8 protein-coding genes and 2 pseudogenes are annotated in these 11,547 nt (G+C 67.9%); 6 read left to right on the forward strand and 4 right to left on the reverse strand.

Features of this window, described 5'->3' with window-relative positions:
* The first annotated feature begins 145 nt into the window (after positions 1–145).
* Positions 146–1,822, forward strand: a complete 1,677-nt coding sequence (locus tag IT293_21910; GenBank protein ID MCC6767315.1) for a hypothetical protein — start codon at positions 146–148, stop codon at positions 1,820–1,822.
* Positions 1,823–2,092: 270 nt separating this feature from the next.
* Here the strand turns inward: IT293_21910 and IT293_21915 are convergent, their stop codons facing one another.
* Positions 2,093–3,325 (reverse strand): hypothetical protein, encoded by a 1,233-nt coding sequence (locus tag IT293_21915; GenBank protein MCC6767316.1) that lies wholly within the window; start codon positions 3,323–3,325, stop codon positions 2,093–2,095.
* 51 nt (positions 3,326–3,376) lie between these two features.
* Positions 3,377–3,937 (reverse strand): RNA polymerase sigma factor, encoded by a 561-nt coding sequence (locus IT293_21920; GenBank protein ID MCC6767317.1) that lies wholly within the window; start codon positions 3,935–3,937, stop codon positions 3,377–3,379.
* A gap of 111 nt (positions 3,938–4,048) precedes the next feature.
* Here IT293_21920 and IT293_21925 point away from each other — a divergent pair, with 111 nt between their 5' ends.
* The 4 genes and pseudogenes from IT293_21925 to IT293_21940 all read left to right on the forward strand — a co-directional run bounded on the left by IT293_21925 (position 4,049) and on the right by IT293_21940 (position 7,860).
* The gene (locus tag IT293_21925; GenBank protein ID MCC6767318.1) at positions 4,049–6,481 is read left to right on the forward strand and encodes a VWA domain-containing protein; all 2,433 of its coding nucleotides are present in this window, start codon (positions 4,049–4,051) and stop codon (positions 6,479–6,481) included.
* Positions 6,482–6,567: 86 nt separating this feature from the next.
* Positions 6,568–6,687: pseudogene (locus IT293_21930) on the forward strand (dehydratase).
* A gap of 335 nt (positions 6,688–7,022) precedes the next feature.
* On the forward strand, positions 7,023–7,634 hold the full coding sequence (locus IT293_21935; GenBank protein ID MCC6767319.1) for a hypothetical protein: 612 nt from the start codon (positions 7,023–7,025) through the stop codon (positions 7,632–7,634).
* A 70-nt stretch (positions 7,635–7,704) separates the two neighbouring features.
* Positions 7,705–7,860 carry a transposase gene (locus IT293_21940; GenBank protein MCC6767320.1) on the forward strand — a complete coding sequence of 52 codons (156 nt, stop codon included), beginning with the start codon at positions 7,705–7,707 and terminating at the stop codon, positions 7,858–7,860.
* 371 nt (positions 7,861–8,231) lie between these two features.
* Here IT293_21940 and IT293_21945 read toward each other — a convergent pair whose 3' ends face one another.
* Positions 8,232–9,443 (reverse strand): IS256 family transposase, encoded by a 1,212-nt coding sequence (locus tag IT293_21945; GenBank protein MCC6767321.1) that lies wholly within the window; start codon positions 9,441–9,443, stop codon positions 8,232–8,234.
* Positions 9,444–9,656: 213 nt separating this feature from the next.
* Here IT293_21945 and IT293_21950 point away from each other — a divergent pair, with 213 nt between their 5' ends.
* Positions 9,657–10,031, forward strand: a complete 375-nt coding sequence (locus IT293_21950; GenBank protein ID MCC6767322.1) for a hypothetical protein — start codon at positions 9,657–9,659, stop codon at positions 10,029–10,031.
* Positions 10,032–11,057: 1,026 nt separating this feature from the next.
* Here the strand turns inward: IT293_21950 and IT293_21955 are convergent.
* Positions 11,058–11,162: pseudogene (locus tag IT293_21955) on the reverse strand (thrombospondin type 3 repeat-containing protein).
* Positions 11,163–11,547: the final 385 nt, after the last annotated feature.

Consider the following 11,547-nt stretch of genomic DNA (forward strand, 5'->3'; position numbering starts at 1 on the left):
ATCGGCGCGTATTTCCGCGGGAAATCCGCGAGAAAATTTCTTGCGACACAGTGAACGCGCTGCTAGAGGGCATGGCACGGCGCTGGCGGCACGGAGTGCGGGTGCGGTCGCGTTCGACGCACTCGACCCGTCGCAAGGAGGCATCATGCGCATCAGAGGAATCCTCTCCACCGCTCTTCTCTTGTTCGTTGCCCTTGGTTTCACGTGGGTTCCCGATGCGCGGGGCTTCGGATGCCAGGCGAGCGGATCGCTCCCGATCTTTCCGAGTGATGGGACGGATTGCCCGAACGCGCTCCATCTCGATGACGAGATCGACATCCTCGTGACCGCGACCAACAGCGCGTCGTCGGTGCCTCCGGGAACCAACGTCGCCGCGAAGCTCGTGAACGTTTGCGTCGGGGGAACGAACAACGGCGCCGCGTGCACGCAGCCGGCGGACTGCAACAGCCTCGTGTGCGGTGCGGCGGTCGTGTACACGCTCGCGTGCACCGACACGACGTGTGCCGCGGAGCTCCCCGGCGTGCTGACGTTCGTGCCGGTGGGCGGGAACGGATGCGTGAGCAACCACGCGAACGTGGTGAGCTGCTCGCTGAATCCCGATGATCCGACGGGCAACACCGTCGACATCAGGGTCGATGCGACCGGCGTGCCGCTCGCGGCGGGCGCCCTCAATTTCCCGATCGCGACGATCCGCGCCAAGGCGACCGCGGAGGTGCCGTTCTCGCTGGCGAATCCCTGCGGGCAGTTCGGGACGCGCGCCGATACCTCGGGGAACTCGATCGTGACGACCGATGTCAACTGCAGTGCGGCCGCGACGGGCGGCGCGCAGGGCAGCAGCAACCTCTTCTTGCCGCAGCCGACGGCCACGCCGACGCCGACCCCCACGGTCACGACCACGCCGACGCCGACCCCCACGGAGACGGAGACGCCGACGCCCACGCCGACGGCGACGGAGACCGCGACGCCGACGCCCACACCGACGGCGACGGAGACCACGACGCCGACCCCGACCGCGACGGAAACGGCGACGCCGACGCCGACCGCGAGCGAGACGGCGACGCCCACGGTCACGCCGACGGCGACGCTCACGGTCACGCCGACCGAGACGCCGACCGCGACGCGGACCCAGACGCCGACGCCTACACCGACCGCATCGACACCGCCGCCGGGCCGGCACTACCAGTGCTACGAAGTCCACCAGGGGCCGCAGAACCGCCGGCAGGTGACGCTCGCGGACCCGTTCGGGGACGGGACCGTGACGGTCGGGCGCGCCAAGCGCATCTGCAATCCGGCGGACAAGCGCGACGAGGATCCCGACGCGCCGGCCGACGTGAGCCACCTGCTGAGCTACGAGATCTCACAGGCGGGCTTCGCTCCCGTGAAGGGTCTCCACGTCGCCAATCAGTTCCAGGACGCCGTGATCAATCTGGCCCGCCCGGACTACATGATGGTGCCGTCGGCGAAGGATCTGACGACGACGCCGCCGGTACTGCCGCCCGCGATCAACCACTTCAAGTGCTACACGATCGAGCGGTCGCGGTTCCGCACTTCCGACATCAAGGTGGACGACCAGTTCGGCACGTTGAACGTCGACATCAAGCGTCCGGTGCGCTTCTGCGCGGCGGCGGACAAGAACGGGGAGGGCATCATCGATGCGTCGGCCCATCTGATCTGCTACCAGGTGCGGCAGGCCTCCGGACCGCGGTTCCGCGGCCCCGCGGGCGGCATCTTCACGACCAACCAGTTCGGCTCGGCGGCGTTCAGGGTGTTCGGCCCGCGCGAGCTCTGCGTCCCGACGGTGATCCTGAACCCGGCGCCGTAGGCGGCACGTTGCGTGAAGCACGACGGCCCGGAGTACCTGGAACTCCGGGCCGTCGTCGTTTTCGAGGCTCCGCCCTCGCGCCGTTGGCCGCGTCCGGGGACGCCGGGAAGCCGACGAGCGGCGCTACGTGCTCGGACGCATAGGAGTCGAAGCCCGTGTCGGGGCTTCGCGAACATCGCGGCGAGCGTGCCGGAGTCGTTCATTCGGAGGAAGGGCCCTTTCAGGTGCACCCGGATCACGTTGTCGATCTCGTCCTCGATTCCCGAGTCTTCAGGGAGCCGACGCGGCGCTGGTCGGCGCGCGCACGGTGAAGCGGAGCTCGATTGCGCTTTGCCTGGTCCCGCTGGCCGCTTCCGTGACCGGCGACAGCCGGACCGCGTAGTCGCCGGGGAGCAGCCAGTTCGGGGGTATGTCGATCGCGATGGCGTCCGCGCGATCGGCGCGCCGCGTGAGAATCGCCGCGCCGCTTGCCCGCGGGTACACGGCCACGTCGACCGGTCCGGCGCCGACATCGCGAGGCGGCACGATGCGCAAGCGGACGATCTCGCCGCGCGCCGGCGGCGCGAACACGGCCGGCGTCCCAGAACGAAGCTCGAGCATGCGCGTCGGCGCCGCGGCGTCGGCGAATCCCTTCGCGGCGTCGTGCTGCGCGGCTTCGCTCCGTGCGGATTCGTTGCGCAAAGCACCGGCCGGCGCCGGACGCGCAAGCGGCGGAGGTGCCGCTTCCGGCCGGCGTGCGCGTGCGGCGATCCCGTCGTCGCGGCGGACTTCATCGGCGTCCGCGCGCATGCCGAGCCGCGGCATCGTCTGACGCTCGCGGGCGGCGACGGCCTCGTCGTCGGCCGGCCGTGCGTGCTTCGCGAGCTTCTGCTCCCGCAGCACCTCGGTCTGCGATCGTTCGGGCGGCGGAGGTTTCGCCGGTGCGGGCAGGGGCGCCGGCACGGCCGGCGGCGGAGGCGGCACCGGCTGGGCGGCGACATCGTGCTCCGCCAGGCGGTCCGGCTTCTCCTGGGCGGGCGCCTCCTCCTCCGTGACCCGCGTCTCCATCTCGGGCCAGCGATCGAGAACGATTGGAACCAGCAGCACCGCGACGAGCGCGTACGCGAACGCGGGGTGCCAGACGACGCGCGCAAGCCCGCTCCGCACCGGCCGCGGCGCGACGGTGATCGGTACTGCCGGATCGAGCCGCGTGGGATCGAAGCCCGCGAGCATCTTCAGCTCGTCGGCGCAGACCCGACACGTCGCGAGATGGCGCTCGACCTCCGCACGCGCCGCGCCGCCGAGTGTCGCCGGCGCATCCGCGAACGCGACCAGCGTCTCCGGCTCGGGATGCGTGTCGCCGGCCGGCGCGCGAGTCCGCAGCATGGCATCGAGCTCGCGCCAGACTCCGACCTCGGTCGCGCACTCCGGACACCCCGGGTAGTGCGCGAGGAAATCCGGGTCGGCGCGCTCGCCGTGCAGCACGGCCGGCAGATCGGCTTCGAATGCCCGTCGGCACGTCATGCGATGCGACGCTCCATCTCCTGATAGGTCGTTCGCACGGCCTGCATCGGATCACCCACCACGCTCACCATCATCGGCGAATCGCCTCCTGAGCGCCATGAGCGCGTCCCGGAGACGACGTTTCATGGTGCCGAGCGGAATGCCGGTCGCGTCGCTCACGGCTTCATAGGTCTTGCCCTGGCGATAGATCCCGTCGAGCACGTCCTGCTGCTCCTCGGGCAGATCGCGAACGGCGGCCCACACCTCGCGCGCAGCGGCCGCGACCGGATCGTTCGGCACCGCGACCTCGCGCGCCGCCGGGTCGTCGAGGGGCACCGACGCACGCTCGTGGCGGCGGCGCGCGCCCTTCACGCGGTCGACGACCTTGTTGCGCGTGATGATACGGACGTAGCCGAGGAACGCCTCGGGGTCACGGAGGCGGCCGGCGCGCGCATTCTCGACCAGCGACATCACGACCTCCTGCCGAAGGTCGTCCCAGTCGTCGCGCATCTCGTAGGCCCGGAGCTGCACCAGGAAGCCGGAAATCAAGCGGTTCACCTTGGCGAACGCCACACGATCGCCCGCCTGTAGGCGGTCCAGCACCGCGATCCAGTCCTCCCGAGCCTCCCCCACTTCTTCCTCGCTAGCCCGTGATCCGATTTCCCGCCAGCCGCCGACCTATTCGTCAATCCAACCCGCCGCGACCACGAGCGCCGCGGTCGGAACACGAGAAAGGACGACACCATGCTCATCCGAACCCGAGGCACCCTGCGCCTCGCCATGACACTCGCGCTGCTCCTGCTCTCCGCCGGCCTGACAGGCCCCGCCCGCGCCGGCGAACCTCCACCGACCGGATCCGGCGATCTCGTCGCCCATCGCGCCGACGGCACGCCCCTCGGCGCCTGCCCGTTGAAGCACACCGACGTCGCCGCCGAGATCTCGGGCTTCGTCGCCCGCGTCGTCGTGACCCAGACCTTCACCAATCCGTTCCCGGACCCGGTCGAGGCGATCTACACCTTCCCGCTCTCCGACCGCGCCGCCGTCGACGACATGACCATGCGGACCGGCGTCCGCGTGATCCGCGGCGAGATCGAGCGGCGCGAGGAGGCCCGCCGCATCTACGAGCACGCCAAGAACGCCGGACAGCTCGCGAGCCTCCTCGATCAAGAGCGGCCGAACGTCTTCACGCAGTCGCTCGCGAACCTCATGCCGGGCGCCGAGGTGCAGGTGCGGATCGCCTACGTCGAGCCGTTGAAGTTTGCCGACGGAACCTTCGAGTTCTCGTTCCCGACGGTCGTCGGGCCGCGCTTCGTGTCCGGCAACCCGACGGGACACGCCGGCACCGGCTGGGCACCCGACACCGATCGCGTCCCCGACGCGTCACGCGTGACGCCGCCGGTGACGCCCGAGGGCACCCGCGCCGGGCACGACCTCGCGATCGCCGTCGACCTCGACGCGGGCGTGGCGCTCGGCACCGTCCTCTCGCCGCTCCACCCGATCACGGTCGACCGTCCGACGCCGGAGCGCGCACGCATCGCGCTCACGAACCGCCGTGAGATCCCGAACCGGGACTTCGTGCTCCGCTACACCGTCGCGACCGATGCGCTCCTGAGCACCGTCCTGGCCCACCGCGCCGCCGACGGCGACGGCTACCTCAGCCTCGTCCTCCTGCCGCCGCGCCGCACGACCGCGGACAGCGCCGCCCCGAAGGAGCTCGTGTTCGTGATCGACCGCTCGGGTTCACAGACGGGCGCTCCGCTCGACAAAGCGAAGGAGACGATGCGCTGGATCATCGACCACCTGAACCCGCGCGACACCTTCCAGATCGTCGACTTCGGCTCGGAGGCCAACGTCTTGTTCGCGAAATCCGAGCGCGTGACGCCCTCGAGCCGGAAGCGCGCCCGCGAGCACATCGACACCCTCCAGGCGAACGGCGGCACGATGATGGCCGAAGCGGTCCGGCGCGTGACCGCGATGCCCGCCGACGAGCACCGTCTTCGCGTCGTGACCTTCATGACCGACGGCTACGTCGGCAACGACGTCGAGGTGCTCGACCTCGTCCAGCAGACCCGCGGTCGGTCACGCTGGTTCCCGTTCGGCACCGGCAACAGCGTGAACCGCTTCCTCATCGAGTCGATGGCACGGCTCGGCGGCGGCGAGCCCGAGTTCGTGCTGCTCTCCGACTCCGGCGAGGCCATCGCGCGGAAGTTCTACGAACGCATCGCGTCGCCCGTGTTGACCGACGTGCAGGTCGCGTTCGAAGGGCTCGATGTCGCCGAGATCGAGCCGCGCGCCCTCGCCGACGTATGGGCCGAGCGGCCGCTCGTGCTCCACGCGCGCTACCGGAAGGCGGGGAGCGGCGCCGTCGTGCTGCGCGGCTTCCGCGGCGGCCTGTCGTATGAGCAGCGGCTCGCCGTCACCTTGCCGGAGCGTGAGAGCGCGCACGCCGCGATCGCGTCGCTCTGGGCCCGCGCGCGTATCGACGCGATCCTCGACGAAGACCTCGGGTCCGTCCAACGCGGCGAGGTGCCGGCGGAGCGCCGCGAGCGTGTCGTCGCCCTCGCCCTTGCCCATCGCTTGATGACGCCGTTCACCTCGTTCGTCGCGGTCGAGGAGAAGATCGTGAACGAAGGCGGACGGCAGCGGACCGTGACCGTCCCCGTCGAGATGCCGGACGGCGTCCGCTACGAGGCCGTCTTCGGCGGCGCCGCCACCGCGATGGACGCGTCGGCACGCGCGCCCATCGCGGCCATGGGAAAGGGACTCGCCATGCTCCACGCCGCGCCCGACGGCGCTGTCGCCAGGCGCGCACGCGAGGAGCACGAGGCCGCTCGCCAGACGCCGCTCGCCTTGGAGGAGCCAGCGCTCGCCGACGCCGCACCGCCGCCACCGCCCGCGAGTCCGCGCGCCCAGGCCCGTCTCGCTCCCGAGCTCCTCGCGCTCGCGACGACGGCGGGGATGACGCCGGACCCCGCGCTCCGGGGCGCGCAGGGCCGCGTCCGGGTCGTCGTTACCCTCGCGACGCTCGGCGACGCGGAACGCCGCGCGCTCGCCGCCGCCGGTCTCGCGATCGAGATCGCGCGGGGATCGACGATCGTCGGCTGGATCGCGATCGAGAAGCTGGTCGCGCTCGCGGAGGTCGACGGCGTCGAGCGCGTCGTCGCCTCCGCCACGTAGGCACGATCACGTCGAGGGCAGCGGGCTTCGCGGCACCGCCGCCCTCGACACGGCGTCGCCCCTGTGGGACGTGACATCGCCCCACGATCTTCCTGCACCCGAGCGAGCTCGGAGTGTCCGTCGGCAAGCACCTCGGCTACAGCGACTGGCTCGAGATCACCCAGGAGCGCGTGAATCGCTTCGCCGACGCGACCGGCGACCACCAGGTGACCCATCCCCGTTTACGTGCGTCGGGCGAGTGCGACGGCGAGCAACGCGAGCGGTCGCAGTGAGCGCGCATGCACGTAAACGGCTACTCTCTATCGGACGTGCGGATCTCCAGATCTCTACTGCCGTTTGCCACAAGCCGGGGCGGAGCCGTGCTGTACTTCATCGCCCGGTGGCACTCCCTTGAGAACCGGTCCACCCGGCATCGACACAATGCGTTGGCTGCGGTGGATGCGTCGGCGCAAATACCATGGACACTGAATTTTCCATTGACTCCCGCCATGTTCTCGAGGAGAGTGAGCGCTCCAACCAACCCCCAAGAGAGGCCACCGCAATGATGAAGCTCGTTCTGCGCGCTGCGGCGCCTTGTCTGGCGGCGTGCTGCATCGCAAACACCGCCATTGCCGCCGGCGGCATCGATGCGTCGAACTCGGCGATCACCTGCTCCACCTTCACCAAGACCGTGTTCAAGCCGAAGCCGACTCTGATCGTCGGCGGTGCGGCACCGGCAACGATCTCCATCAAGGGAAAACTCGGAACGTGCACGACGAATGCCCCGGGTGTCACGAGCATCACCGGCTCGTTCAAAGGAACGCTGACCATGCTCAATGACTGCTCGGGCTTCGGTGCCGCGACCGGTACGCTTACGTTCAAGTGGAAGGCGAGCCCAGGGCTCGTCGATTCGTCCAGCACGGTGACGGTGAATGCGGGCTCGGCGGTCCCCAATCTCTTCATACTGGGCTCGGCGGCCTACGGTCAGCTCCAGCTCGGAACCCCTCCCGGCGCGGCCTTGTCGGTGTCGGGCTCGTTCACCGGTGGCGACGGCGGAGCGACGTCGACGGGGAACTTCATTTTCTCGCAGGACCAGAACACGTTCATCGACCTCTGCGGCGGCGCCGGCATCAAGGAACTGAACATCGGGGTCGGCACGATCACGTTGCAGTAGGCACGGACCGTGTGGTCGTTCTCGATCTGGCCGACCACGCGAGGCGATCGCGTCGCCCTCGACGAGCGCGATGAAGCAAGAGTGCGTCCGGCTCCACCGTTTCGAGAGCCGCGGCCACGCCTTCCGTGTCATCGCGGATTGGCGCGATCGTTACGATGCCGATCGGCCGCACTCGGCGCTCGGCTATCTCGCACCCCAAGAGTATCGCGAGAGATTGGCGGCCTGACCTGTCCAGAAGCCAGGGGAACACCACACGCCGGCGTTCGGTCCGTCTAGACCAGCGTGGGAGTCCCCCCGGCTTTGCCGGGGAGGCATGTCATTTCCCACGAGGATGACCCGCCTGGCTGGCGGTTTTCTCACGAGCATGACCCAGGCGGACTGGCATCCAGAGTTTGACAGTTCCGGGAGTCGACGGGCTGGGTGGGATGGCTGAGCAGAAACGTTTCGACGAGGGCAGGACGAGGATGCGTCAGATCGCATTGCTGAGGTCGGCACGAGAAGGAGACGATTCGGCGTCATCGCAGGGTCGTCCGGTCGTGTCGGTCAAGTGGTGGAAAAGGGCTCTCCGGCGATTTGATCAGTTGCGGTCCGACGGACTTATGCTGCCTCCGGTTGTTTCTTGCTGGTCGGCATATCCTGCCAGCCGACGAGTCGTCGCAGTTTGATCTGTCCGCTACGGAGCAGGCCGAAGAGCAGGAGCAGCACGGCATCCTCGCTTGGGAGCGACGCCTGCGTCTTGGTACGGCGGCGAAATTCCCCGTTGATCCGCTCCAGCGCGTTGGTCGTGCGGAGCGCCTTCCATTGCGAGAGGGGATAGCGCACGAAGGTGAAGAGATCGTCCCCCGCCTCCTCGAAGCTCGTGCTCACGGCCTGGCTGCGTAGCTTCCATTTGCGGGCGAAGCCCACGCGCGCGGCCTCCACGGCCGTGGCCGTCTCCGCGTAGATCATCCGGCGATAGTCCTCGGCGAGCTCTTCGCGCAGATGCGCCGGCGCCTTCGCGAGCAGGTTCCAGAGCTTGTTGTTGGTGCACCGTTGGACGTCGATCTTCGGCCATGCCGCGCGCAGCGCGGCCTCGAGCCCGGGATTGCCGTCGACGACGGCGAGGACCGGGACGCCGACGTGGCGTTTGGTCAGCGCGTCGAGCACCTCGCGCCATGACGCTTCGCTCTCTTCGCCGGCGAGCCGCAGATCGAGCACGAGGCGGCGCCCATCGGCGCAGGTTCCCAGCGTGACCAAGACCGGCACCCGGACCCGCTTCTTCCCGATCCGTACGCGCGGGTACCAGCCATCGAGGAAGAGATAGCGGATCTGCTCGGTCGCCAGCTCGCGCTGCGCCCACGCGTCGAAATCCTCGCGGAGGCGTCCCACCAAGCGCGAGATCGCGTCCTTCGAGAGCGGCGCCCCGCGCAGCAGCGGGGCCAGCGCACCGCGAATGCGCCGCGTGTTGCTGCCGCTCAGGTAGACGCCCAGCAACGCTTCATCGACGCGCTGGGTGCGCCGCTCGTAGCGCCCGAGCAACTGACTGCGCCACTCCGTGGTGCCCTCGGATCCGTGGACGCGCGCGCGCGGCATGGCGAACGTCGTCGGCCCCAGACTCGTCGTCAGCGTGCGCGGGCGCACCCCATGTCGATACCCCACGCGCGCCGCACCCACCCGCGCCGACTTCGCGGCCCCCAAGGCCGCGTCGAGCTCCTCCGCCACCAACTGCTCGATCGTCTCCCGAATCCGTTCCCGCATCACCCGTTCGATCGCCTCGCGCCCGAACGGTTCCACTTCTCTGCCTTCCACGACCCTGCTATCGCTTCCCATGGCGTCATCCTCCGGCGCCCGCTGCCAGGCGGACGCGAGTTGGCGATCAACTCGCCGGAGAATGACGCCTTTTCCCTTTTCTACCAATCAGCCGACACTACCTCAGCGCCATGACGCTTCCGCCCGGCGCCTGAACCGTCGTCTCGGGGAGTTCTTTGACGAGACCTCCCGGAGGGAAACGGTTCCCGGCCGCACAGTCGCGAAGGTGTGACCATGACGCACTTCTCTGACTTCCATGTGATTCACAGCTACACGCGTGCCCAGGCGCTTGCCGATGACGTCCTCGTGGACGTCACCGAATGGGCGAGCCCCCGCGAGATGGTGGGCGGCTTCCGGATTCCGGTCGCCATGACCGCAGCCGTCTGGGCGCTCTGCCAGGCACCGGAGGAGTCCGGCGAGAGCGTCCGTGGGCGCGCGCACGATGTGCTCTGGATGGCATCGCTCGCCGCGCGCCGCCACATCAACAACGACGACCGGGCCGACTTCATGGTCGAGATCGGGGGCGAGGCAGTCGCCCTGTGGCTCCACGTCGGCCCCGGCGACAACGGCGAAGCAGTCGCCACGATCATGCTCCAGGACGAGGACTGACCGTGTTCGAGCTGCGGGTCATCAGGGAGCGCCGGGCCTGATACGGCCCGGGACGGCAGCTCGCAACGAGTGCCGACGATGGGCGCTACGTCTCCATCACCGACGAAGGACGTCTCTAGCCGCACGAGCCAACTCTCTGGGAGTTGGCTCTCTTTCTTGCCACGCACGACATTTGCCGGCGCTGCACTTCGAGACCACGACTCGTCCTCTATCGAGGCGATCGCGTACGCCACACGATCGCAACCCCCATGAGGCAACCAATAGATCCACCAATCAACTCACCCAGGACTCCAGCGGCCTCGTATCCTCTGACCCCTGCGAATTCGAAGTCCGCGGCATAGTTGCCACCATAAGTCGTCCCAATCAGAAACCCAATGACTGCGCCAATGACGAGACCAGAGAATCCGACAACGATAGCGTCAATCAGCGTGACTACGCTTCGTTTCACGCCCGGAGCTCTGTCGTGGTAACCGGCCACTATTGAGTCTCGTCTCATAACTTGCGCCGATAGTCGCACGTGATCTTTGTCTTCATCACCTTGCAACTCGCGAAACCGAGCTCGCCACACTGCCCGGCGTCGCCTGACGCAGCATCCCCAAGAACCACGGTCATGGCGAGGGGAAGGTCGCTCGCGCTGATCGTAAGGTTTCCACCATCGCCCCGAATCCGGAGATCTGCCCTTCCCCCTGATCCCGGCGTCACCAGCATAAAGTTCACGGAATCAGTTCCTCCTGGGCTCGCATCGAGGAAAAGGAAGGAACCGAGCGAAGAGTCCCACCCCTTGCTCAACTGGCCCCATGGACTCGGGCTTGCCGGCAATGTGGCGCGGAACTTCGGCACTCCGATCATGTTCCGGAGTTCGATCTGCGCTCCATGACTAGCGGGATCGATACCGAAGGCATCCGCTGACATGACGAAGGAGCCGTTGAACATAATCCGATCGTTCCCCTGGATTGTATCGGTCGCCCTGTAGAGCCGGAGCTTAGCCTTGGACCAGGTCGCGAGATTACCATCCGGACTGCGACATAGGTCACACGCATCTCCGATGCCGTCCCCATCTCCATCCGATTGGTCATTCGCGACCGCTGGACAAGCGTCCTCGGCATCACAGATGCCGTCTTCGTCCGTGTCGTGCGGTCGACAGAACGCGTCGCAGCACCAGTTGGTGCCATTTTGCACGCCGTCGTCACAGCTCTCACCCGCATCGACCACTCCGTTTCCACACACATCAGGCGTCACGTCAAGTGCGAACTGGAGCGTACCGCCATCGCGACCTCGATACTCGGTCACTTCCACCCAGTACGTGTCGCCGGGAGAGACATGAAAGCTGAGGGTCGACTGAATTCTTCCTTCCGAATCGTCGTTACACCCGACTTCCGCCAGGCTTCCACACGGTCCGACATAGGCGGTGACAACTGTGTCGTACGTGCTTCCGACCGTTCGGATGTTGACTGTCCCTGCCATCGTGGCCGTGAAGCCATACCATACGCTCTTTCCATTCGTGTCCGGTCCGCCA

It is taken from the genome of Deltaproteobacteria bacterium (assembly GCA_020848745.1).
Classification (GTDB): domain Bacteria; phylum Desulfobacterota; class Binatia; order UTPRO1; family UTPRO1; genus UTPRO1.

What these genes read in the sequence shown, in the direction of transcription:
- IT293_21910 (MCC6767315.1), top strand. Translation starts at nt 146, where the DNA reads ATGCGCATCAGAGGAATCCTCTCCACCGCTCTTCTCTTGTTCGTTGCC.
- IT293_21915 (MCC6767316.1), bottom strand. Translation starts at nt 3,325, where the DNA reads ATGACGTGCCGACGGGCATTCGAAGCCGATCTGCCGGCCGTGCTGCAC.
- IT293_21925 (MCC6767318.1), top strand. Translation starts at nt 4,049, where the DNA reads ATGCTCATCCGAACCCGAGGCACCCTGCGCCTCGCCATGACACTCGCG.
- IT293_21935 (MCC6767319.1), top strand. Translation starts at nt 7,023, where the DNA reads ATGATGAAGCTCGTTCTGCGCGCTGCGGCGCCTTGTCTGGCGGCGTGC.
- IT293_21940 (MCC6767320.1), top strand. Translation starts at nt 7,705, where the DNA reads ATGAAGCAAGAGTGCGTCCGGCTCCACCGTTTCGAGAGCCGCGGCCAC.
- IT293_21945 (MCC6767321.1), bottom strand. Translation starts at nt 9,443, where the DNA reads ATGGGAAGCGATAGCAGGGTCGTGGAAGGCAGAGAAGTGGAACCGTTC.
- IT293_21950 (MCC6767322.1), top strand. Translation starts at nt 9,657, where the DNA reads ATGACGCACTTCTCTGACTTCCATGTGATTCACAGCTACACGCGTGCC.